The 24,663-nt window shown below is 65.1% G+C and carries 22 protein-coding genes, 1 tRNA gene and 1 CRISPR repeat array; of the genes, 9 read left to right on the top strand and 14 right to left on the bottom strand.

Annotated elements, in window-relative coordinates; translation table 11 throughout:
- Window positions 1–6: 6 nt before the first annotated feature.
- Window positions 7–207 carry a hypothetical protein gene (locus LG047_RS13510; RefSeq protein ID WP_036285597.1) on the bottom strand — a complete coding sequence of 67 codons (201 nt, stop codon included), beginning with the start codon at window positions 205–207 and terminating at the stop codon, window positions 7–9.
- Between LG047_RS13510 and gltX the strand changes: the two genes are divergently transcribed.
- Both gltX and chrA read left to right on the top strand, forming a co-directional pair.
- A complete protein-coding gene (gltX, locus tag LG047_RS13505; protein ID WP_227967320.1) occupies window positions 206–1,549 on the top strand; it encodes a glutamate--tRNA ligase in 1,344 nt (447 codons plus the stop codon). The two genes, LG047_RS13510 and gltX, sit on opposite strands and share 2 nt — an antisense overlap.
- Window positions 1,550–1,683: 134 nt before the next feature.
- The gene (gene chrA / locus LG047_RS13500) at window positions 1,684–3,006 is read left to right on the top strand and encodes a chromate efflux transporter (protein ID WP_227967318.1); all 1,323 of its coding nucleotides are present in this window, start codon (window positions 1,684–1,686) and stop codon (window positions 3,004–3,006) included.
- A 1-nt stretch (window position 3,007) separates the two neighbouring features.
- Here chrA and LG047_RS13495 read toward each other — a convergent pair whose 3' ends face one another.
- On the bottom strand, window positions 3,008–3,583 hold the full coding sequence (locus LG047_RS13495) for an NnrU family protein (protein ID WP_227967315.1): 576 nt from the start codon (window positions 3,581–3,583) through the stop codon (window positions 3,008–3,010).
- 25 nt (window positions 3,584–3,608) lie between these two features.
- A complete protein-coding gene (locus LG047_RS13490) occupies window positions 3,609–3,956 on the bottom strand; it encodes a hypothetical protein (protein ID WP_036285589.1) in 348 nt (115 codons plus the stop codon).
- Window positions 3,957–4,257: 301 nt separating this feature from the next.
- Here LG047_RS13490 and LG047_RS13485 point away from each other — a divergent pair, with 301 nt between their 5' ends.
- The 5 genes from LG047_RS13485 (at window position 4,258) to LG047_RS13465 (ending at window position 7,495) form a co-directional block, all read left to right on the top strand.
- Window positions 4,258–4,839 carry a hypothetical protein gene (locus LG047_RS13485; protein ID WP_227967313.1) on the top strand — a complete coding sequence of 194 codons (582 nt, stop codon included), beginning with the start codon at window positions 4,258–4,260 and terminating at the stop codon, window positions 4,837–4,839.
- 264 nt (window positions 4,840–5,103) lie between these two features.
- Entirely contained in the window at window positions 5,104–6,390 is a 1,287-nt protein-coding gene (locus LG047_RS13480) for a winged helix-turn-helix domain-containing protein (RefSeq protein ID WP_227967311.1), read from the top strand.
- Between the two features lie 213 nt (window positions 6,391–6,603).
- Window positions 6,604–7,008: a methylmalonyl-CoA epimerase gene (gene mce / locus LG047_RS13475; protein ID WP_036285583.1), complete on the top strand. Its 405-nt coding sequence runs from the start codon at window positions 6,604–6,606 to the stop codon at window positions 7,006–7,008.
- A gap of 3 nt (window positions 7,009–7,011) precedes the next feature.
- The gene (locus LG047_RS13470; RefSeq protein ID WP_036285582.1) at window positions 7,012–7,248 is read left to right on the top strand and encodes a DUF1467 family protein; all 237 of its coding nucleotides are present in this window, start codon (window positions 7,012–7,014) and stop codon (window positions 7,246–7,248) included.
- A gap of 171 nt (window positions 7,249–7,419) precedes the next feature.
- A tRNA-Lys gene (locus LG047_RS13465) sits at window positions 7,420–7,495 on the top strand.
- A 56-nt stretch (window positions 7,496–7,551) separates the two neighbouring features.
- Here the strand turns inward: LG047_RS13465 and LG047_RS13460 are convergent.
- Both LG047_RS13460 and LG047_RS13455 read right to left on the bottom strand, forming a co-directional pair.
- A complete protein-coding gene (locus LG047_RS13460) occupies window positions 7,552–8,583 on the bottom strand; it encodes a tyrosine-type recombinase/integrase (RefSeq protein ID WP_227967309.1) in 1,032 nt (343 codons plus the stop codon).
- Window positions 8,558–8,785, bottom strand: coding sequence for a hypothetical protein (locus LG047_RS13455; RefSeq protein WP_227967307.1), 228 nt, complete (start codon window positions 8,783–8,785; stop codon window positions 8,558–8,560). The genes LG047_RS13460 and LG047_RS13455 overlap by 26 nt, the downstream gene beginning before the upstream one ends.
- Before the next feature lie 518 nt (window positions 8,786–9,303).
- Here LG047_RS13455 and LG047_RS13450 point away from each other — a divergent pair.
- Window positions 9,304–11,547, top strand: coding sequence for a copper-translocating P-type ATPase (locus tag LG047_RS13450; RefSeq protein WP_370635071.1), 2,244 nt, complete (start codon window positions 9,304–9,306; stop codon window positions 11,545–11,547).
- A gap of 15 nt (window positions 11,548–11,562) precedes the next feature.
- Here LG047_RS13450 and LG047_RS13445 read toward each other — a convergent pair whose 3' ends face one another.
- The 4 genes from LG047_RS13445 to LG047_RS13430 are packed head-to-tail and all read right to left on the bottom strand — an operon-like array spanning window position 11,563 to window position 17,730.
- On the bottom strand, window positions 11,563–14,742 hold the full coding sequence (locus LG047_RS13445; RefSeq protein WP_227967305.1) for an efflux RND transporter permease subunit: 3,180 nt from the start codon (window positions 14,740–14,742) through the stop codon (window positions 11,563–11,565).
- Window positions 14,739–16,109: an efflux RND transporter periplasmic adaptor subunit gene (locus LG047_RS13440; RefSeq protein ID WP_227967303.1), complete on the bottom strand. Its 1,371-nt coding sequence runs from the start codon at window positions 16,107–16,109 to the stop codon at window positions 14,739–14,741. Before LG047_RS13440 ends, LG047_RS13445 begins: the two co-directional genes overlap by 4 nt.
- The gene (locus LG047_RS13435; protein ID WP_227967297.1) at window positions 16,106–17,341 is read right to left on the bottom strand and encodes a TolC family protein; all 1,236 of its coding nucleotides are present in this window, start codon (window positions 17,339–17,341) and stop codon (window positions 16,106–16,108) included. Before LG047_RS13435 ends, LG047_RS13440 begins: the two co-directional genes overlap by 4 nt.
- Window positions 17,338–17,730 carry a FixH family protein gene (locus LG047_RS13430; RefSeq protein WP_227967295.1) on the bottom strand — a complete coding sequence of 131 codons (393 nt, stop codon included), beginning with the start codon at window positions 17,728–17,730 and terminating at the stop codon, window positions 17,338–17,340. Before LG047_RS13430 ends, LG047_RS13435 begins: the two co-directional genes overlap by 4 nt.
- A 388-nt stretch (window positions 17,731–18,118) precedes the next feature.
- On the opposite strand from LG047_RS13430, the gene LG047_RS19605 reads away from it, so the two are divergent.
- Window positions 18,119–18,253: a hypothetical protein gene (locus LG047_RS19605; protein WP_255679575.1), complete on the top strand. Its 135-nt coding sequence runs from the start codon at window positions 18,119–18,121 to the stop codon at window positions 18,251–18,253.
- Window positions 18,254–18,410: 157 nt separating this feature from the next.
- Window positions 18,411–20,757: direct repeats of the CRISPR family, unit length 29 nt; unit sequence CGGTTCATCCCCGCGTGTGCGGGGAACGC.
- Window positions 20,758–20,859: 102 nt separating this feature from the next.
- Here the strand turns inward: LG047_RS19605 and cas2e are convergent.
- The 5 genes from cas2e to cas7e are packed head-to-tail and all read right to left on the bottom strand — an operon-like array spanning window position 20,860 to window position 24,655.
- Window positions 20,860–21,153, bottom strand: coding sequence for a type I-E CRISPR-associated endoribonuclease Cas2e (cas2e, locus tag LG047_RS13425; RefSeq protein ID WP_255679574.1), 294 nt, complete (start codon window positions 21,151–21,153; stop codon window positions 20,860–20,862).
- Window positions 21,134–22,105 (bottom strand): type I-E CRISPR-associated endonuclease Cas1e, encoded by a 972-nt coding sequence (gene cas1e / locus LG047_RS13420; RefSeq protein WP_227967291.1) that lies wholly within the window; start codon window positions 22,103–22,105, stop codon window positions 21,134–21,136. Before cas1e ends, cas2e begins: the two co-directional genes overlap by 20 nt.
- 14 nt (window positions 22,106–22,119) lie before the next feature.
- Window positions 22,120–22,836: a type I-E CRISPR-associated protein Cas6/Cse3/CasE gene (gene cas6e / locus LG047_RS13415; protein ID WP_227967287.1), complete on the bottom strand. Its 717-nt coding sequence runs from the start codon at window positions 22,834–22,836 to the stop codon at window positions 22,120–22,122.
- Window positions 22,833–23,585, bottom strand: a complete 753-nt coding sequence (cas5e, locus tag LG047_RS13410; RefSeq protein WP_227967282.1) for a type I-E CRISPR-associated protein Cas5/CasD — start codon at window positions 23,583–23,585, stop codon at window positions 22,833–22,835. The genes cas6e and cas5e overlap by 4 nt, the downstream gene beginning before the upstream one ends.
- Window positions 23,585–24,655 carry a type I-E CRISPR-associated protein Cas7/Cse4/CasC gene (gene cas7e / locus LG047_RS13405; RefSeq protein WP_227967281.1) on the bottom strand — a complete coding sequence of 357 codons (1,071 nt, stop codon included), beginning with the start codon at window positions 24,653–24,655 and terminating at the stop codon, window positions 23,585–23,587. Before cas7e ends, cas5e begins: the two co-directional genes overlap by 1 nt.
- Window positions 24,656–24,663 lie beyond the last annotated feature (8 nt).

Genomic DNA, 24,663 nt, shown 5'->3' with positions numbered 1-24,663 from the left:
GGCGCGTTACGCGTCGCAACGCAGGGCGCTGGCGCGGCGCCGGCGCGAGACCTGCTCCTTGTCGCGGGACGCGCGACCGGCGACGCCCGGACGCGGCCAGCTCAATATTCCGCCTGACAAGGCCGCCGCTTCTTGGCAAAAGGGCTGCAGCGCGAGAATCTTTTCGCGACGCATGGTTTGCGAAAACTCCTGACGAAGCTTCCTCATGACCTCTCCTATCGTTCGATTCGCGCCCTCGCCGACCGGCCGCATCCACATCGGCAATGCGCGCGTGGCGCTGTTCAATTTCCTGTTCTCCGCAACGCACCATGGACGATTCATACTGCGGTTCGATGACACCGATTCCGCCCGGTCAACCGAGGAGTTCGCGCGGGGGATCGAGGTCGATCTCGCCTGGCTGGGCATTGTTCCGCACGCCGTCTTCCGGCAGTCGGAGCGCGTTGCGCGATACGAGGCCGCGACGGCGAAGCTGCGCGAGGAGGGGCGCCTCTATCCCTGCTACGAGACGCCGGAGGAGCTGGAGAAGCGGCGCAAGATCCAGCAGGCGCGCGGCCTGCCGCCGGTTTATGACCGCGCCGCGCTGCGCCTGACCGACGCCGAGAAAGCGAAGCTGGAGTCGGAGGGACGCCGCCCGCACTGGCGATTCAAGCTGGAGCCCGGCGTCGTGGAATGGACCGATCTCATTCGCGGGCCGGCGCATATCGACTGCGCGGCGCTCTCGGACCCGGTGCTGATCCGCGCGGACGGGAGCTTCCTCTATACGCTCCCCTCGGTCGTCGACGACATCGACATGAAGATCACCCATGTCATCCGCGGCGAAGACCACGTGACGAACACCGCCGTTCAATTGCAGCTTTTCAGGTCGCTCGCCCCACAAGCCGTCGCGCCGGTCTTTGCGCATCACAATCTGCTGGTGAGCGCGAGCGGCGAGGGTCTCTCCAAACGCACGGGCTCGCTTTCAATCGCCTCGCTGCGCGAGGAAGGCTACGAGCCCATGGCGGTCGCCGCGCTCGCGACGCTCACCGGCTCCTCCGACAATGTGCACGCCATGCGCTCGCTGGAGGAGTTGGCGAAGAGCTTCGACCTCGCGCATGTGTCGCGCAATCCGGCGCGTTTCGACCCCGACGATCTGCGAACGCTCACCCATCGCACGCTCGCGCTATATGAATTCGGGGACGTGAGAGAGCGCCTCGCAGCTCATGACGTCGTCGGCCACAAGGCCGAGCCGCTGTGGCGCGCAGCGCGCGGCAACCTCTCGCGTTTCGACGAGATCCTGAAATGGTGGCGCGTTGTGGAAGGGGAAATCACGCCGATCCACGAGGACGCCGGTTTCCTCGGGGAGGCGGCGCAGCTCCTTCCCGCCGAACCATGGGACGAAACGACCTGGTCCACCTGGACGGGCGCGGTGAAGGCCGCGACGGGCCGCAAGGGCAAGGCGCTGTTCCACCCGCTGCGCCTCGCGCTGACAGGCGAGGAAAGCGGACCGGAGCTTGCGGCGCTGCTGCCGCTCATCGGCCGACACAAGGCGCTCGCGCGGCTCGGCGGATAAGCGCGGGCAGGTTGACGCGGGGGCCTCGGGCATGGCTTGATGATCGCGGGGAAGGCGATCTCCCCGTTTGGCTATCGGCCAATCCGGCGACATGCCCAAGCATCGCGTCCAGCTTCGCAAGCCGAGGGCGCTTCATGTCGTCTGAATCCGTATCTCAGGTTCTACGCCCCGTCACACTCGCCGCCGCTGCGCGCGTCTGGGCCCACATCGCGCTTCTGAGCTTCGGCGGTCCCGCCGGGCAGATCGCGCTGATGCATCGCGTGCTCGTCGACGAAAAAAAGTGGGTCTCCGAGCGCCGCTTCCTGCACGCGCTGAATTTCTGCATGCTGCTGCCGGGTCCCGAGGCGCAGCAGCTTGCGACCTATATCGGCTGGCTGATGCACGGAACGATCGGCGGCCTTGTCGCCGGCGGGCTGTTCATTCTGCCGGGCGTCATCGCCGTCATGGCGCTGAGCCTCATCTATGCGGCCTATGGCGCAACGCCGGCCGTCGACGGCGCCTTTTTCGGATTGAAGGCCGCCGTGCTGGCGCTGGTCGTAGCCGCAATCTGGCGGCTCGCGGGACGCGCGCTGAAGAATCCCGCACAGAAAGCGATCGCTGCGCTCGCCTTCCTCGGGCTCTTCGTCTTCCATGCGCCCTTTCCACTCATCGTTTTGGGCGCAGGTCTGATCGGCTTACTCGGCGCGCGCATCGGGCTCGCGGGCCAAATGGCGGCGCATGGCGAGGCGACCGGCGATGATATGGACGACGCTCCGCCCGCGCGGCGGGCGCTCATGGTCGCCGCTGCCTTCGCGGCGCTCTGGCTTGTTCCGGTCGCCGCGCTTGCCGCAATCCTCGGCGCCGGCGACGTCTACACCCGCATCGCCGTCTTCTTCTCGAAAATGGCGGTCGTCACTTTCGGCGGCGCCTATGCGGCGCTCTCCTATGTCGCCCAGCAGGCCGTTGACCATTTCCACTGGCTTCAGCCGGCCGAGATGCTCGACGGGCTCGGCATGGCGGAGACGACGCCGGGGCCGCTGATCATGGTCGTGCAATTCGTGGGCTTCATGGCCGCCTTCCGCAATGCTGGCGCCCTGCCCCCGCTTGTGGCCGGAGCGCTCGGCGGACTGCTTGCGGCCTATGTGACCTTCGCGCCCTGCTTCCTGTGGATTTTCGCCGGCGCGCCCTTCGTCGAGCGGCTACGCGGAAACAAGGCGCTCGGCGCCGCGCTTGCGGCGATCGCGGCGGCGGTCGTCGGCGTCATTACAAATCTTGCTTTGTGGTTTGCGACGCACTTCCTCTTTCGCGCCCATTGGGCGCCGGAAGGCCTGCCCTTCGAACTTCCTGTCCTCGCCAGCGTCGACATGACGGCGCTGGCGCTCTCGGCCGTCGCGGGCGCGGCGATGCGCTTCGGTCTGGGCCTCGGCCCGACGCTCCTGCTCAGCGTAGGGGCCGGGCTCGCCCTGCGTCTTTTATAGCCTAACCCCGCAGGACGGCGACGCCGAAGAGCCACGGGTGCAGGAAGAGGATCAAGACGAAGATCGCCGTCCCCGCGCCGACCGCGATCGCATCGCCGCGCGTAAAGGCTTCGAGGCGGGGGGCGCCCATGTCGCCCCGCTTCTTCACGGCGATGCGGTCATAGACGGCCCATCCGAGCAGCGACCCGAACAGGATCATGCCGCCGAGATCGCCATTGACGAGGAGATGCGCGAGCGCCCAGCTCTTCACAGCGACTAGCGTCGGATGACGCAGCCAGCCCCTTATCCGCGACGGCGGCGCGCGGCGGCTCGCGAGCGCGATGAAGGCGAACCAGACGAGCGGCATGGCCAGATGGCGCGTCCACTCCGGCGGCGACCAGATCTGGATCATGCCCTCGGCGCGATAGCGCGAGAAGCCGAAGATGATGAGCGCAAGCCCCGCGGCCGCGACGAGCGAGTAGACGAGCTTGTAAGTCTTGAGACCGAGCCGCTCGATCAGCGCCGCCCGCTGTTTGCGAAAGCTAGCGAAGACATGGACGCCGACAAAGATCGCGATTCCGAGAATGAGAATGAGCATGTGCCCTCCGCCGCTTTCGAGATAACTAGAAACACCTGACCTGCGCTTCGGCCTGCGCGCGCCGCAAGGTCTCCAGCACGTCGCGCGCCGCGCCGGTGTTGCGCATCATCATGCCGACCTGCCCCGCCTGCTGATTGACGCTCGCCACGGTTTCGGCGGCGACATAGCCCTCATAGGGCAGGATGCTGGCGATGACGTCGATCGAGCAGGAGCATTGTTCGAGCGACAGTCGCGTGTCGCCATTGGCCTTCATGCAGCCGAAGACGTAATCGGCGCGCGCCGAGGTCGGATAGTCGTTGAGATCAGCCGCGGCCGCAGGGCCGGCGGGATGACTGAGGGCGGCAAGCGTCACTGCGGCGAAGAGCCGGCGCATGTTGTCAACCTTCGAAGCGTTTCGACGCGCCGATCTTACCGTGTCCCCGGGCCGGAGAGGAACCCGCTTTGCGGATCTGCGCAGATCTTGATCCGCAAGGAGAAGGCGCAATCTACCCTATGGCTCCACGGCGCGCCGGAAGGCGGGCGGTCGCGGATCATTCACGAGGGATGCGGCGGACGAGAGACGGGCCGGTAGCGGGCGGGACGGGGTTTCGCCCGGGCCGCATATCCGTCGGCTCCGTTGCGCGCCATATGCGAAGCAGGCGCTTTCGGCCCGGCCCGAACGATGGGAGGACGATATGTTCAACCTTCGATTTCCCGCCCTTTGCGCGCTGGCCGCATTGGGCGCATCTGGCGCCGCGCCGGCGCTGGCGCATGGCGCCATACGGCACGAGCAGGAAGCCTGCGTCCTGAAAGTCGGCCCGGATTTCATGTATTTCACCGGCTACCAGCCGAGCCTCTCGCACAGGAAATTCTGCGAGGACATTCCAGCGACCGGAGACACGATCTTCATCCTCGACTATGCGCAGAACGAAATGCGCGACATGAAGACGGATTTCCGGATCGTGCGCAATGTCAGCGAGGAACAGGAGGAGCAGGAGAAGCTCGACAGGATCACCGTCGCCTACCTGCCGCCCCGGGTCTATCCGACAGGCACGCTCAATCTCGAATATGATTTCAAGGAAAGCGGCGATTATGTCGGCATTGTCACCGTCGACGGGCCGAACGGCGAACATTGGGTGTCGCGCTTTCCGTTCTCGGTGGGGCGTCTCTATTCCGCGCGCACGCCGTATTACCTCCTGACGGCGGCCGTGTTGCTGGCGCTGCTGGCGCTCTTCTGGGGAAAGGACAGCGAGCCCGCGCCGGCGCGAAAGAGGTGATGCGGCGAAAGCTGCGCGCTTTTGTCATGCAGCCGTCAATTTCACTCTTTATACGCCTGAGGGAGTTTTCCGGCGCCCAGGCGCAAGGAGGAGCTCAAAAACGCCGGGCCGGAGGTACGTCCGGCGTTTTTTTTGTCGGCCGCACGGGCGACCGTGGCTGCGATGGTTCAGCGAAATTATACGCTCCCGCAGCCAAAAATACGCTTAGCTACAGGCTCTTGCGCGGACCGCGCGAATGCGATCATTCTACCGCGGGGAGTCGCCATGGGTGAATCGGTCCGGCGGTTTGCGGGTTTCAGCTACAGCGCCCGAGGCGGCCTTCAGCGGGATGGGAAACACATCCACCTAGGCCCGCAGGCGCGCCAGCTCCTGGAGCTTCTGCTCGACTCGAACGGCGCTGTCGTCTCCAGAGACCTCATCGCCTCGCGCCTCTGGCCGGACCGGCCGGCTTCCGACGAATCGATCGACCGCTGCGCCTATCTTCTGCGCAAGCCGCTGCGCGAGGCCGGCGGGAGGGATCTGATCGCCACGTCCTACGGCCGCGGGCTCTCGCTGAGGGCCGAGATCGAGGAGGTCGACATCGACGCCGAGCCATGGCGTCGCGCGGAAACCTCTCCCAGCGCCCGCATCCTCGACCTGTGGCAGACGGCCTACGAACTCGCCGGAAACCGGACCCGGGACGGTTTCGAGCGCGCGCAGGCGGCGATCGCCGCCGCGGCCGAGCTCGATCCCGGCTCCGCCCCCGTCTGGTCTCTCGCCGCCGACATCGCCGCCGGCCGCGTCGCCCGCGGCTACCTCCGGCCGCCGCAGGCCGCCGCGATTATCGAGGACGCGGCCGGCCGGGCGCTCGCCATCGCGCCCGATTTCGCCCCGGCGCTGGCGGTTCTCGGCTGGGCGCGCGGAACGCTGTTGGGCAGACCGCAGGAGGGGCTGACGCTCCTCGATCGCGCCGTCGCCGACGATCCGCGCTACGGCAAGGCGCGGTGGTATCGCTGCTGGGTTCTGGCCGCACTGGACCGCCTCGCCGACGCCATCGCCGACACGGAGGAGGGCCTGCGCGCCTCCCCCCTCGATCAGGTGCTGCTCTCGCTTCAGGCATGGCTCACGCTCTGCGCCGGCGACCGCGAGGGAAGCGTCGCCCGCGCGGGCCGGGGCCTGGAGCTTCGCCCGGACGCCGCCACGCTTCACCTCGTCGTCTCGATTGTCGCAAGCCTCGACGGACGGCACGAGGAGGCGATCGCCGCCGCCCGCCGCGGCGTGCTGGCCAGTCCCGGCGATCCCTTCGTGCTGAGCGTTCTCGCCTATGCGCAGGCGCGCGCGGGCGAGACCGCCGAAGCCGAAGCGACATTCGCCGCCGCAACTACCGGAGCGGACGCCCGCGCGCCGCGGTCCTTCGCGGCCTCCGTCGCGCTGGCGCTCGGCCGCGAGGCCGAAGCGGTGAGCCTCCTCGAACGCGGCAAGGCGGAAGGCTGCCCGTGGTTCGCCTTCGTCGCCCATGATCCGCGCCTGGCCCCGCTCCGGGACCAGATCGCCTGCATCCGCGCCGCGTAGCGGGGCTTCCGCTCGCGTGGAATCCTGCGAGCAACAAGAAATCACGCAAAAACATAAATTTGGAGCGCATTCCGGCCGCAAGGGTCCGTCAGCTTTTGCTGAATGCGCTCCGACGGCGAATCGGGGCGCGCGGTTGAAATTGTCCCGCCGTGGCCTTATTGCCGCATGGAAACATAGCCGCGCGCGAACGCCCGCAAATTCTGGAAGGAAGAAATGATCGGTCGTCTGAATCACGTCGCCATCGCCGTCGACAGCGTCGAAAAGGCCTCCGCCGTCTATCGCAACGCGCTCGGCGCAAAGGTCTCGACGCCCGAGACCGTGGCCGAGCACGGCGTCACCGTGGTCTTCGTCGAGCTGCCGAACACCAAGATCGAGCTGCTCGAGCCCTATGGCGAGAATTCGCCGATCGCCGGCTTCGTCGCCAAGAATCCGTCGGGCGGCATTCATCACGTCTGCTACGAGGTCGACGACATCATCGCCGCCCGCGACCAGCTGAAGGCCTCCGGCGCGCGTGTGCTCGGCGACGGCGAGCCGAAGATCGGCGCGCATGGCAAGCCGGTGCTGTTCCTGCATCCGAAGGACTTCTGCGGCACGCTGGTCGAGCTGGAGCAGGCGTAAGCCATGCCCTTCCCCATCCCGCTCGCTCTGGCGATCTACGCCACCATCTGGTGGATCGTGCTGTTCGCCGTTCTTCCGCTGGGCGTGCGCTCGTCGGAAGAGGCGGGCGAGGAACGCCCGGAGGGCGCCGACCCCGGCGCACCGGTCGCGCCCCAACTGGCGAAGAAGGCGGCGATTACGACCGTGGTCTCGGCGGTGATTTTCGGAGCGGTCGTGCTGGTTGCAAAATACATGATTTGACGGGCTCGCGCGGTCGACGCAGGAAAAGGGGCCCAATTGGAATTCGCCGGGGTTGACCGGTAGGGCGCCGGCCGGTAGTTGATCACGGCCGTTTCACGCGGCAGGCGAGCGGACCGACCCGCTTCGCTTTCGTCACCGGGACGCAGATCCGGTCGCGCTTGCGACCGGTTGGAGCGCGTAGCTCAGTCGGTAGAGCACCTGACTTTTAATCAGGGGGTCCTGGGTTCGAGCCCCAGCGCGCTCACCAATAAAATCAATATGTTTCATAGATGCGCCCTTGACCTTCCCCGCACGGTTGGGCGTTCAGTTGGGAATTTTTGTTCTTGTTTCGAGCTTGCGGATGGCGCTCTTGCCCAGCTCTGCGACCCGGCTGAAATAATGCTTCTCGAGGATCGATCGGACATCGGAGACAGCGTGGCCGGTGATCGCAGCGATTTCCATCTCGGTCGCGCCGGCGACAGCCAGGCGCGTGACCGCCGTTCCCCGCAGGTCATGAAAGGTTAGCCCCTTCACCCCCGCCCGCGCTTGCGCCGTCCTGAAGCTGGCGCGGAAGCCGGAAGACGTGAATGGCCGCCCCTCGTCGTTCGTGACGATCTGCGGCGCACGGCGCGGCGTGGCGTCCAGAATTTCCTTCAAGGGACCGCCGACGGGAATGACCAGTCGGACGCCGGTCTTACCCTGTCTGAATCGGATCGATGCGCCGTCATAGGCGGACCATGTGACGTTCAGCACGTCAGCCTGACGCTGGCCAGTCCAGAGCGCGAGCATATAGGCGAGTCGCATCTGTGAGCTCGCCACGGCCATGAACGCCGCCTCATCGGCGTCGGACCAGATGTTGTCCGCACGAGACGCCTTATAGACGCGACCACCCCTTTCGCAGGGATTGGCGTCCACAAGTCCGCGATCCAAGGCCCACGACAGAACCCGCGCGAGCACAGACCAGCCGTAATCGGCCGCGCGCTTTGAACGCTTGGCGACATTGTCGCGCCAGCGCAGAAATTCGCGACGTGCATCTCGCTCCGACAATCCAGCCAGAGGAAAATCGCCAAACTCACGTTCGATCGCTTCGATGTATCGCCGATAATCCAAAGCCGTTCGCGGCGCCAGCGAACGGAACGCCTCGCTGTCCTGATAGGCGTCGAGCACAGACGAGAGATGACCTGTATTGGCGCGACTCCGGGCGGCATGCGCCGCCCGGTAAGATTCGATGAACTCTGGCGAGCCCGGCTCGCCAATCAGCGCAGGCCCGCCTTTCCACGCATAAAAATAGGTCCTCGATGAGCCGTCAGCGAGGCGCTTCGTGATTTTGTTAATGCCCTTTAGTCGCACGCGCATTTTTTTTGTCGAGCCATTCTTGAACAGCGGATTTTGGCGTCATCACCACATCGGGAGAGGTCAACACCACAATTTTCGCCCCACAGATTTCGACGCGCACGACAGGAAGGCCTGCCCGCTGAACGGCTTTTACAGCTCTCGTAATGTCAGCTTGTCGAGGAGTGCGCGGGGCGGTCTCGAGTTCTGGCGAAGTCACCGCCATGCTCCGCGCCTCAATTCGGTGGACCAGTTTAATGACGCATGAGAGCGAAAAATATGAAGGCGACAGCGCACGCCGAGACAGCGCGGTTGAGGCGTCGACACCGCGGACGGCGCGTCTACAATTTTCATGATGGGGGACCTCCATAGCTTGGACTACGACGGGAGGCCGTAGCTCTATGCCTATAGCGATTTTGCGTTGGCACCCCCCGCGACAGAATGTCACATGTAGGCTGATCAGCATGCAAGTAATTGCGGTCGCTAGAATTTCCGACATTCTTGGGTAATCCGGAACCGCTGGGCGATCCCACACAATCCTCTCGAACTGCGTCTCACGTTCACAGCTCACCGTAAGGGGAAGACCGGTCCGGGAAGCCGCACCAGCGAACCGAGGACGGCTCAACGGAGCGTGTGCGGGGAACGCAGTTCTGCATGATCAGAGGAGGCTTCCCGATTATCGCGGCTGGGTTGCCGGCACTTCGACGCAAAGCGCCACGTTTCATCGACTCCGAAGGATAGACCATAAGCCACAGACATCTGGATCATTCGGGGCAAAGAGGTCATGCTCGCGCTACACCGCGCGTTGCTGGACCTACGCCTCCCGAACCAGGCGTGATCTACACCTGCCCCATGCACCCGCAAGTCCGCCAGGTAGGCCCCGGCGTTTGTCCAATCTGCGGCATGACGCTGGAGCCGCTGGTCACGACGGCAGCGGAGGCCCCGAGCACCGAGCTCATCGACATGACGCGGCGCTTCTGGATCGGTCTATCGCTCGCCGTCCCGGTTTTCTTCCTGGAAATGGGCGGGCACTTCCTCGGTCTCCATCATTACATGCCACCGCAGCTATCGAATTGGGCGCAGTTCCTCCTCGCCACACCGGTCGTCCTGTGGGCCGGCTGGCCGTTCTTCGTGCGCGGCGCGCAATCGCTGGTCACCCGCAATCTGAACATGTTTACGCTGATCGCCATGGGGACCGGCGTCGCCTGGGTATACAGCGTCGTGGCGACCTTTGCGCCATCGCTGTTTCCGCCCGCATTCCGAAGCGTCGATGGCTCCGTGCCTATCTATTTCGAGGCGGCGGCGGTCATCACTGTGCTGGTGCTGCTCGGCCAGGTCCTCGAACTGCGCGCCCGCGAGCAAACCGGGGGCGCGATCCGCGCGCTCCTCAATCTGGCGCCCGTTACGGCCAAGCGTGTCAGAGAGGATGGGTCGGACGAAGAGGTGGCGCTCGAACAGGTCCATGTCGGCGACCGGCTGCGCGTGCGCCCGGGCGAGAAGGCGCCAGTCGATGGCGTCATTCTCGAAGGCCGCAGCTCGCTCGACGAATCCATGGTCACCGGCGAGTCCATGCCCGTGACGAAAAGCGTCGGTGACAAGGTCATCGGCGGGACGCTCAATCAGACGGGCGGGTTCATCATGCGGGCGGACCACGTTGGCGCCGACACCATGCTGTCGCGGATCGTCGATATGGTCGCCTCCGCCCAGCGCAGCCGCGCCCCCATCCAGCGCCTCGCCGATCAGGTTTCCGGATGGTTTGTGCCGCTCGTCATTCTCGTCGCTATTCTCGCCTTCGCGGGTTGGGCTGTGTGGGGGCCAGAGCCGCGGATGAGCTATGGTCTCGTCGCCGCCGTTTCGGTGCTCATCATCGCCTGTCCCTGTGCGCTCGGCCTCGCCACGCCCATGTCCGTCATGGTGGGCGTCGGGCGCGGCGCGCAATCCGGCGTGCTCATCAAAAACGCCGAGGCTCTGGAGCGCTTCGAGAAAATCGACACGCTCGTCATCGACAAGACCGGCACGCTGACGGAGGGCAAACCACGCGTCACCGTCATTCGCCCTGTTCAAGGCGTGAGCGAAAACGAATTGCTGGCGGTCGCGGCGAGTCTGGAGCGATCGAGCGAACATCCCCTCGCGCAGGCGATCGTCCAGGCCGCCCTTTCGCGCGGCCTCACGCTGAGCGAAGCCTCGGAGTTCGACTCGCCGATAGGAAAAGGCGTGAGCGGCCGCATCGGCGCGCAATCGGTTGTCATCGGCAACCGGCGCTTTCTTGCCGAGAGCGGCATTGAGACGAGCGCGCTCGATACAGAGGCGGAGCGCCTGCGCGAAGATGGCGCCACGGCGATCTTCGTAGCTATCGAGCGGCAGGCGGCGGGGATCATCGCCATTGCGGACTCCATCAAGGAGACGACGCTGGAGGCGCTGCAAGCGCTGCGTGAGGAAGGCGTTTCGGTCGTCATGCTCACGGGCGACAACTGGACCTCCGCGCGCGCTGTCGCGAAGCGGCTAGGCATTACCGAGGTCGAAGCCGAGATCCTTCCCGAGGACAAGAGCAAGGTCGTCGCGCGTCTGCGCGAAGCCGGGCGCATCGTCGCCATGGCGGGCGACGGGGTGAACGACGCGCCGGCGCTCGCCGCGGCGGATGTCGGCATCGCCATGGGGACCGGAACCGACGTGGCGATCGAGAGCGCCGGGGTGACGCTGCTCAAGGGCGATCTTCGCGGCATCGTGCGCGGGCGCCGCCTGTCGCGCGCCACCATGCGCAACATCCGCCAGAACCTGTTCTTCGCCTTCATTTACAACGCAGCCGGCGTGCCGCTCGCGGCGGGCGCCCTTTATCCTGCTTTCGGCCTGCTGCTCTCGCCCACCATCGCCGCCGCGGCCATGGCGCTGTCGTCGGTCAGCGTCGTCGCAAACTCGCTGCGTCTGCGGCACATGCAAATCGAGCCTGCCAGGCTGCTCGAAATGCCGCCCTTCCCCGGAATCACATGAGGATGCGAGAAACCCCTAGATCTCAACGGAACTTTTCCCAAGCCCAAAGGCGGCTTTTTGTTCTGCGCCCGCGACGCCGTCGGCCGCCGGCAGCCCCACGCCCTTCACCAATGCGTAGATTGCAGGGATGACGACCAGCGTCAGCAGCGTCGACGACACCATTCCCCCGATCATCGGCACGGCGATGCGCTGCATCACCTCGGAGCCTGCGCCCGTGCTCCACAGGATCGGCACGAGGCCGGCCATGATGGCGACGACCGTCATCATCTTGGGCCGCACGCGCTCGACGGCGCCGACCATGATGGCTTCTCGCAGATCGGCCTTCGTGAAAACGCGCCCTTCTACGGCGCGCTTCTCCGCCACTTCACGCATCGCGGCGTCGAGATAGATAAGCATGACGACGCCCGTCTCCGCCGCGACGCCAGCGAGCGCGATGAAACCCACGCCCACGGCCACCGACATGTTGAAATTCATCAGCCACATCAGCCAGACGCCGCCCACAAGCGCGAATGGCAATGAGAGCATGACGATGAGCGTTTCCGTTATTCTGCGGAAGTTGAGATAGAGAAGCAGAAAGATGATGAAGAGCGTGACGGGCACGACGATCTTCATGCGCGCCTGTGCGCGTTCGAGATATTCGAACTGGCCGCTCCAGACGGCATAGGAGCCCGGCTGGAATTCGACCGCTTCCGCCACGGCCTTTTGCGCTTCGGTGACGAAGCCGCCAATGTCGCGATCCCTGATATCGACGAAGAGATAGACCGCAAGTTGCCCGTTCTCCGTCCGGATCGACGTCGGGCCGCGAACAAGTTCGACTTTCGCGACCTCGCCAAGCGGGATCGTCCCGCCGCCGGGAAGCGGGATCAGCACGTCGCTCGCAATCGCTCTCGGGCTCGATCGGAAGTCGCGCGGATAGCGTATGTTCACGCCGTAGCGCTCGCGACCTTCGACGGTCGTCGTCACCGTCTCGCCGCCGAGCGCCATGGCGATGGTCGCCTGAACGTCATCGATCATCAGGCCATAACGCGCGAGGGCCGCGCGATCCGGAGCAATGTCAAGATAATAACCGCCCATGACGCGCTCGGCGTAAGCGGAGGATGCGCCGCGCACGCCCTTCACGACCTTCTCGACCTGACGCGCGAGCCCCTCCAATTGGGCGAGATCGCGCCCCATGATCTTGACGCCGACGGGCGTCCTGATGCCCGTCGCGAGCATGTCGATGCGGTTGCGGATCGGCATGGTCCAGGCGTTGGAAACGCCGGGAAACTGCAGCGCGGCGTCCATCTCGGCGATGAGACTGTCGACGGTCATACCCGGCCGCCACTCTTCCTTTGGCTTGAGGTCGATGATCGTCTCGAACATTTCAAGCGGCGCCGGGTCCGTCGCCGTCGAGGCGCGGCCCGCCTTGCCATAGGCGGATTTCACTTCCGGAAAGGATTTGATGATCCGGTCCTGCGTTTGCAGGAGCTGCGCGGCCTTGGTCACGGAGAGGCCCGGCAACGTGGTCGGCATATAGAGCAGCGCGCCCTCGTTCAGCGCGGGCATGAATTCCGAACCGAGCTGGTGCGCTGGCAGGATGGTGACGGCGAGCGCCGCGATCGCGAGAAGGATGGTCGGAACCTTGGCGCGCATCACGAGACGGATCACGGGCCGATAGGCCCAGATCAAGGCGCGATTGATCGGGTTGCGGGCCTCGGAGACAATCCTGCCGCGCACGAAGATCACCATCAACGCCGGAACCAGCGTGACGGAGAGGAGCGCCGCCGCCGCCATGGAGAAGGTCTTGGTATAGGCGAGAGGGCTGAAAAGACGGCCCTCCTGCGACTCCAGCGTGAAGATCGGCAGGAAGGAAACGGTGATGACGAGCAGGCTGAAGAAGAGCGCCGGACCGACTTCCGTCGCCGCGTCGATAAGAATCTCCACCCGCGACTGGTCGGGCGACGCGCGTTCGAGCCGCTTGTGCGCGTTCTCGATCATCACGATTGCGGCGTCCACCATGGCGCCGATCGCGATGGCGATGCCGCCCAGGCTCATGATGTTGGAGCCAAGCCCGAGCGCCCTCATGGCCGCGAAGGCCATCAGCACGCCGACCGGCAGCATGAGGATCGCGACCAGCGCGCTGCGGAAATGGAGCAGGAAGACGACGCAGACGAGCGCGACGATGATGCTTTCTTCCACTAGCGTGCCACGCAGCGTCTCGATGGCTGCGTGGATCAACCCGGAGCGGTCATAGACGGGGACGATCTCCACGCCTTTGGGCATGCTCGGCGCGATCTGCGCGAGGGCCGCCTTGACGTTGTCGATCACCGTCAGCGCATTGGCGCCGTAGCGCTGGAGCGCGATGCCGCTCGCAACCTCGCCCTCGCCATTGAGCTCGGTGATGCCGCGGCGTTCGTCGGGACCAAGTTCGACGCGCGCGACATCCCTCAAGAGCAACGGCGTGCCGCCCCCGGCTTTGAGCACGATGTTTTCAAGGTCGGCGACGCCCTTGAGATAGCCGCGTCCGCGCACGATGAACTCGAATTCGGAAAGCTCGACCGTGCGGCCGCCCACATCGGCGTTATTGGCGCGGATGACCTCACGAATGCGCGACAGCGGAATGTTTAGCGCCCGCAGTCGATTGGGATCGACGACGACGTTATATTGGCGCACGAAGCCGCCGACGCTCGCAACCTCCGCAACCCCTTCGGCCTTTGCGAGGCCGTAGCGGATGGTCCAGTCCTGCAGGGAGCGCAACTCGGCGAGCGTCATGTCCTTCGCGACGAGCGCATATTGATAGACCCAGCCCACGCCCGTCGCGTCGGGGCCGAGCACCGGGGTTGCGCCGGCCGGCAGGCGCTTTGTCGCCGAGCTCAGATATTCGAGCACGCGCGAGCGCGCCCAATAGACGTCCACCCCGTCCTCGAAAATCACGTAGACGAAGGACACGCCGAAGAAGGAAAAGCCGCGCACGACTTTGGAGCGCGGCACGGTCAGCATGGCGCTCGCCAGCGGATAGGTGACCTGATCCTCGACGACCTGCGGGGCCTGTCCCGGGTATTCTGTGTAGACGATCGCCTGCACGTCGGAGAGGTCGGGAATGGCGTCGAGCGGCAATGTCCGCAGCGCATAAACGCCCGCGGCGACCGCGAACGCCATGCCAAAGAAGATCAGCACGAGATTGCGCGCCGACCATGCGATGAGGCGCCCGATCATTTGCCGGCTCCCTGATCCAGCGCCTGCAACGCCGCCTTGAGGTTGCTTTCGGCGTCGATCAGGAAATTGGCCGAGGTCACGACCCTGTCGCCTTCGGTGAGCCCGCTCGTGATTTCCGCATAGCCGTCGCCGCGCCTGCCGATCTTGACTTCGCGCGGTTCGAAGCGACCTTCGCCCTTGTCGAGGATCACGACCTGACGTTTGCCGGCGTCGATGACGGCGCCCTCCGGCGCGGCGAGAACCTTTTCCCTGTCGCCGGTTTCGATCTCGACGTCGGCGAACATGTCGCCGAGCAGACGCCCGTCGGGGTTCGGCAGTTCGATGCGCACGCGCGCCGTGCGCGTCTCCATGTTCAGATGCGGATAAATGAGCGCGACGCGACCCTTGAACGGATGGTCGGGATAGGATCGCGCGCGAATGATCGCTGTCTGCCCCGGCTCCACGGCTTCCACGTCGCGCTCGGGAATGTCAGCCAATATCCAGACGAGGCTGTGATCGACGATACGAAACAGCGTCTCGCCGGGCGCGGCGCGCATGCCGCTCAGCGCCGTGCGCTCGATGACATGGCCTTCCTGCGGGGCGGGCCATTCAATCACACGGGGAACGCGGCGGCTCTTCGCGATCGCGGCGATCGTCGCGTCGTCGAGGCCGAGATTGACGAGGCGACGGCGCGCGCCTTCGACCCGGGCCGTCGAATGCGCGTTGAGCACGGCCACATATTCAGCGGCCGCACTCGAGAGGTCTGGCCCGTAGACGCGCATGAGTGGCTGGCCCTTGCGCACATAATCACCCTCCGCGACCTTCTCGACGGATTCGATGAACCCCTCGAAACGCAGGGCGACGACCGAGGTGCGACGCGGATCGAAATCGACCCGCCCCGCCGCTCGAACCGGCGAAGTCACGATGCGAAGCCCGACGGGCTCGGAGCGCACGCCAGCCTTCTGCAACTTGCCCGGACTGATCGTGAGGGTGGAGGCGTCCTGCGGCTCGTCCTCATAGACGGGCGCATAGTCCATCCCCATGGGGTCTTTTTTCGGCACGGGCGATGTGTCGGGAAGGCCCATGGGGTTGCGGTAATAACGGATGCGCCGCCCGGACGGTTGGGGCTGAGCGACTTCCGGCGGCTTGTCGTCGAAGGAGACGTCCTCGCTGGCGCGGACTGCGACGTAGTCTTTGCCTGCGGCGTTCTTCTTGGGCGCCGCCGAATAAAAGGGGCCGTCGGGATCGCGGTAATAGATGATCGGCCCGGTTCCATGCGCGTGGGTCGTGGGCGTTGGCTCCGGCGCAATGGCGCGCCACAGCAGAAGGACGCCGCCAAGGGCCGTCACGACGAGGACGGCGACGCCGATAGGTTTCGCGCGGCTCATAGCGCGCCTCCTGCAAGGCGTTCGAGATCAGCGTATTTGCTCTGCTCCTCGACTCTCAGGGCGAGAAGCTCCAATTCGACGGCGCGCAGGCGCCGCTCGGTTTCGAGAAGTGTCGCGAGCGGGGTCGTTCCAGCGTCGAAGCCGCTGCGCGCGGTGTCGACCGAGAGCTTCGCCGGCGGAAGCTGCATTTGCTCGAAAATTTTGATCGCCTTGCGGATGGCCTCCAGCCGATACCAGGCCTCGGCGACCTCGCCGTCGAGCCGGATGCGAAGCGCATCGTTTCGCGCCTGCGCGGCCCCGAGACTGGCGCTCGCCGCACGCTGCTCGGCATCCTTGGCTTCATATTGCAACGGCACCTTGAAGCCGAGCAGGAACATGCCGCTGGTTTCGCCGTTCCGCCGCTCCACCAGATTCGCGCCGAAGGTGATGTCGGGATAGTAGTTGAGATCGGTCAGCGCCTTTGCCCCCGTCGCCGAGCGCACCTGTGCATGCGTCGCGGCAAGTTGGGGGTTCGAGGACCGCGCGAGTTCCTGCACGCCCGCGAGCGAGAGTTTCGTCTTCAGCGCCGGAAAGCCCTTGGCCGGAGCGAGCGGCGCGCGGGCTTCCCTGCCAATGAGCGCGTTCAATCGAGCCCCTGCGGATTTCGCTTCGCCCTCCCGGCGGGCGACATCGGCCGCAGCGTTCGCCGCTTCGAGCTCCGCCTTGATCACCTCCTGCTGATCGACCGAACTTGCCCCGTAACGCAGCCGCAGCAACTCCAGGAGCTGGTCGACCCGCTGCTTGAGAGATTTGGACAGTTCCAGCGCGCGCTGGGCGGCGCTGTATTGGGCGTAGGCCGACTTAACGCGGGCTACGACCTCCACCTCCGTCGCCTCGCTCTGTCGCCTCGCCGCATCGGCGTCGGCATGGGCGATCCCTTTTTCGAGGTCGGTCTTTCCCCACAGCTTGAAAGTCTGCTCGGCGCCGATCCAGGTCTGGCCGACACCCTTGCCGTTCACGTCCCAGGCTTGCAGCGTGACCGTAGGGTCCGGCTGCACCCCGGCGGCGCCAACTCGCTGGGACGCGGCGTCCGCCTCGAGAATAGAGGCTCGCAGCTCGGGGCTCAGCCGCTTGGCGAAGGCCACGACGCTCTCCAGTGTCGCGCCTGGCTGGCCCCGCTCCGCGCCGGAGGCGGTCACAGCGGAAAGGCTCGCGGCGGCGCCTAACAACAGGATAAGAAAGGGTCGTCTCATGGCGTTGCCCTCAAGATCAGCCGGCTTTGGAGCGTTCCGGTCTCGCCCTGAATCTTCGCCGCGATCGAGATGCGCCAGCGACCCTCATCGGTCAGGTCGACCTTGAACCGGTAGAGCCCTGGCCCGGGACTTTGCGCGGGTTCGATCGCGCCCGTCATCGACTCCATGTCATCCGGAGCCATATCGAGCCGCGTTGCGAAAATGACGGCGTCAGCTACCGGCTTGCCGTCGGTTTTATGGATCAAGCGGACATCGACGGCGCCTTGTCCCTTCTTGACCTGAGCTTTGACCAGTTCGAAGGCGTAATCGTCGATGCCCGCGCGAGCATAATCAAGGCCGAGTGCAATCACGCCCAGCGCGCCGGCAAGCCGCAGGAAATTCCTTTGCATCTGAGTTCTCTGTCGCGCCACGCGCAGGCGTCACCGCGCGCGGCTCCTTTCGAAAGGGGCGTTGAGACCGTAAGAACGGCTAGACCGCGCGACGCGTCGGGCACAATCGTCTCGTATGGACGCCATGGTCCGTCAGTCGCGACAAAAGGCGCGCGCCACGATGGAGCGCACGCCAGCCAAGCGTCACAGAATGGGAGGACGAAGGTGGGGCGGCGCCGAAAGCCCCGGATGCGCCGCGTCGCTCAATATAAGGCGGACGGAACCGACCCCAGTCAGTGTCGTCGGCGTTTGCGCTTCGATAGACGTGAGCTGGAGAGCGCCACAAACGAGCGAATCGCAATGCCGAGGCGCAGTCGCATTGTCGTCCGCATGATCGGGGCAATCGTTCATGAGAGAAATTGAGGCGCAGTCGTGGACCGAGGACGCAGCAATGCCGGACGCCGACCCTGACAGGGCGGCGACGACAACCATCGCGGAGATGACAAGGCGCAGCAGGCTCGGCTTCATTGCGGAGAAACGCTAGCATGGCGAGGCCCGGACCGCAAAAAGTAAAGTAATTGAGACATGTTTCGCAAATGGACTATTTGAGACTAGTTGAGGCCCCAGCGTCTTCCGGACAAACCGGGAGGGGAGCGCATGCGGGAATACGTCGCGGAGGACCAGGAACCGTCGACGAGCATCGGTTCATCCCCGCGTGTGCGGGGAACGCTCGCCGGCGCGGTCAAGCGTCGCGCCGAGGTTCGGTTCATCCCCGCGTGTGTGGGGAACGCATCCGTTGAAAAGCCGCGAAGGTGAAAAACGTCGGTTCATCCCCGCGTGTGCGAGGAACGCTTCTTCGGCGACGCCCTCCAACATGTCCGTCGCGGTTCATCCCCACGTGTGCGGGGAACGCACCGTGACGATGACGCGCGCCGACGTGGCGTTCGGTTCATCCCCGCGTGTGCGGGGAACGCGGTCATAACGACTCCGGCTCGGCCGCGCGGTTCGGTTCATCCCCGCGTGTGCGGGGAACGCCGCTTCCGATCAGCCCATACGCGGAATTTGGGCGGTTCATCCCCGCGTGTGCGGGGAACGCGAGATTTGCAGCGGCGTCCATAGCCGCCATCTCGGTTCATCCCCGCGTGTGCGGGGAACGCTCGACGGCGTGCTTGGGCTTCAGATAGGGCGGCGGTTCATCCCCGCGTGTGCGGGGAACGCACGACGGCCTGAAGCTTGCCGGAGGCGTAGGCCGGTTCATCCCCGCGTGTGCGGGGAACGCAGGATTTGTGGTAGCCAGTCCGCGCCTTCCCACGGTTCATCCCCGCGTGTGCGGGGAACGCTTGTCCTTGTCGAACTTGAACGAACCAGCTTCCGGTTCATCCCCGCGTGTGCGGGGAACGCCGACAGTCGCTATCTTTGGCCCGCTCTTTACGCGGTTCATCCCCGCGTGTGCGGGGAACGCCCGATCGAGCGCCGTCACATGTCGAGCCATTGCGGTTCATCCCCGCGTGTGCGGGGAACGCCATGTCAGGCGTTTTCTGTCGCCGGAAAACGTCGGTTCATCCCCGCGTGTGCGGGGAACGCAAGCGACAGCCTATGACACAAGCACGGTCACACGGTTCATCCCCGCGTGTGCGGGGAACGCGCGCCGACGCCAACTCGGGCAGGGTCCACTTCAGGTTCATCCCCGCGTGTGCGGGGAACGCTTAGGCGACGCGCTATCTAAAGCCGCGAAATCCGGTTCATCCCCGCGTGTGCGGGGAACGCGCTGAAGCCGTCGGCCGCCATCGCGGCGCGCGCGGTTCATCCCCGCGTGTGCGGGGAACGCTCGATTGCGCCGTATGAGCCAGTTACTATTTCCGGTTCATCCCCGCGTGTGCGGGGAACGCTGTTTCGCGCCGGCGAAGGCGGTTGCATAGACCGGTTCATCCCCGCGTGTGCGGGGAACGCAATACGGCCGTAACGCCGTATTCCGCCTCCCGCGGTTCATCCCCGCGTGTGCGGGGAACGCGCGGCCGATGTCGTCGATGCGGCGAAACTCGCCGGTTCATCCCCGCGTGTGCGGGGAACGCGGGACGGCGATTGCGCGCATCTTGCGCTTGTCCGGTTCATCCCCGCGTGTGCGGGGAACGCTCACGGCTGCGGACGGCGTTTGCCACATCTGTCGGTTCATCCCCGCGTGTGCGGGGAACGCTTTTCGCAGCGACGCGAGCGCGGCGCGGTGAACGGTTCATCCCCGCGTGTGCGGGGAACGCAAGGTCTTGGCGACGCTTTTTCGGAGTCCCGCCGGTTCATCCCCGCGTGTGCGGGGAACGCGTTTGGTCATCCTGCTGCTTTCAAGCCACTATCGGTTCATCCCCGCGTGTGCGGGGAACGCGTAGATCGTTATCGACGAAGGCGCGCAGGAAGCGGTTCATCCCCGCGTGTGCGGGGAACGCTTTAGCCAACGCGGCCTGGGACAGCCCGCGTTCGGTTCATCCCCGCGTGTGCGGGGAACGCTGCCGCTGCGCTGAAGCGGCAATTTGGCCCTCCGGTTCATCCCCGCGTGTGCGGGGAACGCATGAACGATCGCCAGCGCACGGAAGCATTGTTCGGTTCATCCCCGCGTGTGCGGGGAACGCTGACGGGGAATGTTTCAATGCTCATTGCGGACCGGTTCATCCCCGCGTGTGCGGGGAACGCGCGAGCAGATAGGCCAATTCGTCATCCGGCATCGGTTCATCCCCGCGTGTGCGGGGAACGCAATCTAAAAAATGCCCTGTGGAGGGAATTTCTCGGTTCATCCCCGCGTGTGCGGGGAACGCCGAAGGCGAAGCCGTCCAAGAAACCCTGCTGACGGTTCATCCCCGCGTGTGCGGGGAACGCGCGATCGGCGCGCAGGTGCAGCTGCACAAAAACGGTTCATCCCCGCGTGTGCGGGGAACGCATATGGCGCGTGGTAAGCGGCCGGGGCGGCATCGGTTCATCCCCGCGTGTGCGGGGAACGCGTTACAAGCGCGATGAAGTTGAATGCGAAAACCGGTTCATCCCCGCGTGTGCGGGGAACGCTCTTCCCAGAAGCGTTTGATCTTATTTTCTCTTCACGATGTCAAACAACGCACCGGCGTTCCAATTCTGTTCCGGTCAGTTTCTATCGGCGTTTTACGGCGCTCATTCCGTTGGTTTTGGGGACGGCAGGAAACTCATCAGTGTAAATCCGTCCAGATCAACCGGAATGCGGCGGTTGGCGCCACAGGTCTCGATGACGAAGCCCGCATCGTTGGGAGCGGCAAAGGCCATCACCGCGTTTCCGTCGCCGATCGCACCCTGAACTTCGTTCCAGATCATCTCGCACGTGCGGCGGGAATATACGCCCACGTAGACCCCGGCTCGCGCCTCGATGAACCAGACTGCCAGTCGTCCGCGCAATCTTGGCGGCGCGTTTTCAACCACGATGACCAGCATCACCACTGGGCTCCTTGTCCGGGAAAGCCGGTCCGACCGAGTCGTCCGGCGGTGAAGGTTTTTCAATGCCTCCGGCGGCAAGCGCCTCCTCTATGGAGGGGATCAGCCGCTCCAGCAGATTCGCGCGGCGAAAGCTGTCGCGGCAGGCGCGGCGCACGGCGCGGGCGGGCTCGTCCTTCAGCGAGCCCTTTGCCACCTTGCCGGCGATCTCGAATGCGACGGGCACGACCGTCTCGAATTTGAAGAGATCCGCAATGTCATAGACGAACGACAGAGGCTTGCCGGTATGGAGAAAGCCGATCGCCGGCGCATAACCCGCCGCGAGAACCGCCGCCTCCGCCAGCCCATGCAAACAGGCCGTGGCCGCGGACACGCAACGGTTGGGGACATCCGAAACGTCCCAATTGGACGGGTCATAATTCCGCCGTCGCCAGGTGACGCCGTGCTGCTGCGCGAGAAGCTCGTAAATCCTTTTCACACGCGCGCCTTCTATGCCCCGCAGCTGCTCCACCGAACGACGCTCCGGGGCGCTCTCCTTGAAGCGCATTTCGAACATCTTGCGCACGACCTTGAGGCGCAGGTCGTCATCGAGTGCGAGGCGCGCCTGATAAAGCAGGCGATCGGCGCGAGCCCCGCCCGGCTGGCCTGCGGAGTAGAGCCGCACACCCGCCTCGCCGACGAAGACGATCAGGGTTCCAGCCCGGGCGGCGAGCGCCGCCGCCGCATGAGACAGTCGCGTTCCCGGCTCGAGCATGAGGCAGACAAAGCCGCCGACGGGAATCTGAGTGCGCACGCCATTGACGTCGATCACCACGAACGCGCCGTCGATAACGTCTATCTGGCCGTATTCGATGAAAATGATCGAGGAGCGGTCTTTCAGCGGCAGCGGGCGCGGCGGCGTCAGGCCCGGCATGCCGTCGCGGGGATCGCGCTGCGACGTCGAACCTGTCACGGATCGTTAACTCCTCACGCGCGACGAATCAGCATCAGCCCGCAGCCGAAGGCGCGGGCGCGGCCGAATCCCGCCGCCAGGGCGCGCAGGAATTTCTGCGGCTCCGTCACAACAAGGTGCCCTTCGAAATTCAGCGCCGAAACGGAAATCGGCGCACGCCCATCACCGCGCGCTATGTTCAGCTGGTCGTAGCCGTCGATTTCGATTTCCCCGGCATCGTCGAGCCTGAAGCCGGAATGCTGCGCTTTTCGCTCCAGCCAGGCGCGACCGGCGTCGCAGATCGCCTGATATCGGGCGCCAGCCCGCTCGCCAGGAGGCAGATGGGCGAGCGCGTCCATGACGACGTCGTGCCGACCGCTGACCCTGACGCCGTTCACCCGGCGGATGCGGTCGATGGTAGGATTGGCGTAAAGTGAGAACCGCAGCCTGTCGCCGAGCGAAAGCGCGGGCTCGAACGATTTGGTCTCCACGTCGAAGAGCGGCGCGTTCTCGTCGGGCGGTCGCTTCGAAAGGATCAGAAAGGCCGCCCGTTGCGCCGTCGTCTTCGTGTCTTGCCGACGAAACAGGAAGTCGCGCGGCGCGTCACGATCGCCAGCAAAAAGCGACCACACGAGGCGATGATCGGTCTGGAGCCGAGCCGAGGCGTCGGCCGGCATGAGAACGGGCGCGAGCGCTTCGAGCGCCGGGTCGCGTTTAAGCGTCGCGCGCGAGAAATAAAGCGGCTCCCTCATGATCCCGACCACTCCGTATCGAGGCGCGGCAGCACAATTTCCTCGCGCAGATCGAAACGCCAGCCCCTTCGGTCGACAACGACGTCACGTCGCTGCTCGCGGCGCCCGCTCGTCACGCCCGGCGGCGGCGCGAGCCCATGGGCATGAAAGACGGCGCTCAGGGAAACTTCACCGTCCGGGTCGCGCCAGCGGACGCGCTCCGGTTGGCGGTCCTCACGAAAAGCGTCGTAGGCGTCGAAAGCGCCGCGCAAAGTTTTCGCCTGCACGAGCAATGGATCGGGCGGCAGGCAGAGGGGACAGGATTTACGACCAAGATAGAGCGTCATCATCGGCCGCCGCAGGGCTTCGGCGATTTCATGCAATGAGGCGACGGTTTCCTCAATCGGGAGACAGGCGATGCTGAAGGCGCAGTCGGCGTGATAGTCGCGGCGGGAAAGGATGGTATTCACCTCTCCCGAAAGCTCTTCGCGCCGCGTCGCCCATGTGCGCCCCTTGCGGGCCGGCGGCGTCTGCGCGGTGTGATAATCGGCGAGCAGCGGCCCAAGGCGGTCGCGGCGCGAGGCGAACGCGAGACTGGCAGAAAATTGCGGCTGTCGAGGATCAGCGCGTTCTAGGCCTAGCGAAGCGCCGAGCAATCCGATGAGACCAGAATGGCTGGGTCGCGGCGCCGTTTCCCGTCGTTCGCCGACTGCGACCGCGCCAAAGGCTCCGATCGGCGCGACGAGTTGGAACATCAGAAGCTCGGGCATCACAGCCCCTCTTTGGCGAAGGCGACGATGTCAGCAAGTGCGCCCGCGCCCGACAGCGTATCCATTTCGACGATGACCACGCCCTCGTCGCCATAGGCCTTCACGAAGCTCTCTCGCGTCTGGCGCAATTGCCGGATCGAGACGGCGAGCTGGCTTTCGTCGCGGGCGACCTTGTCGATCGGCTGCAAAAAAGCGCCCGCAAGCGTGCGCGGCGCGGCGTCGCCCCGCTCCGCGAGGATGTAGGCGGCACGGGCGAAGCTAGCGAAGCTCGCCGATTTGCCGCGCGGACCAATGGTCGCTGCGGCCGTGATCAGCGCTTCGATCGCCTTCCGCGCAACTTCGGCGTCGCCGCCGAGATTCTTCATCAACAGAGCTCGGTCGATATTGGCGTAGAGATAGAAGACGCCCGCGCCGAAACCGGTTTCGCCGATGAAGCCCGCGCCCGCGTCCTCGGCCGGCGTCTTCAGATCGTCGACAGCCGTATAATAATCGTCATCGACGACGACCTTGTGAGTGGTGATCGCGTGCGCAACCTGGACAGCGGCCTCGCGATTGAAGTCGGGACTGTCGGCGAGCATGCGGCCGAACATAGCGATGTCGGCGGCGGTGTCGGTCTTGCGCAGCAGAAGTTCAGTCAACGCCTTCTTCTCTTCCGCGCCCTTGGCGCCGGAAGCGCGGGCCTCGGCGTAAGCCAGCGCGGCTTGCTGTTCTTCGGGAGAAACAAAGGCCAGCTGCTCGGTGAACATGGCGTTCTTGTCGGTTTCCGCCTTCACCTTTCCGAAAGCCGCCGCAACCTCACGAGCGATTTCCAGAGCTTTCGCGTCGTCGACATTTGCGCGCAAATGATCTCGCACAACCGCGCCAATGCGCTGTGTGCGCTTGGCGAGATGATTCGCCAACATTGTCTCGGCGACGGGAGATGTGCGCCACGCTCGTTTCAGCGCTTGGCTGGAGATGCGCAAACGCGTGACGCCGCCGACGATCGCCGTCTTCGGCTTGCCCGTGTCGTCGCGGTTGAGATTGGCCGGCGGATAAAAGGTCAGGAGATGCAGCTGAACAAAGCGGTTCATGAGTGGCC

Origin of the sequence: Methylocystis sp. WRRC1 (genome assembly GCF_020733155.1) — a bacterium.
GTDB lineage: Bacteria > Pseudomonadota > Alphaproteobacteria > Rhizobiales > Beijerinckiaceae > Methylocystis.
This window is presented reverse-complemented; position numbering and strand designations above follow the sequence as displayed.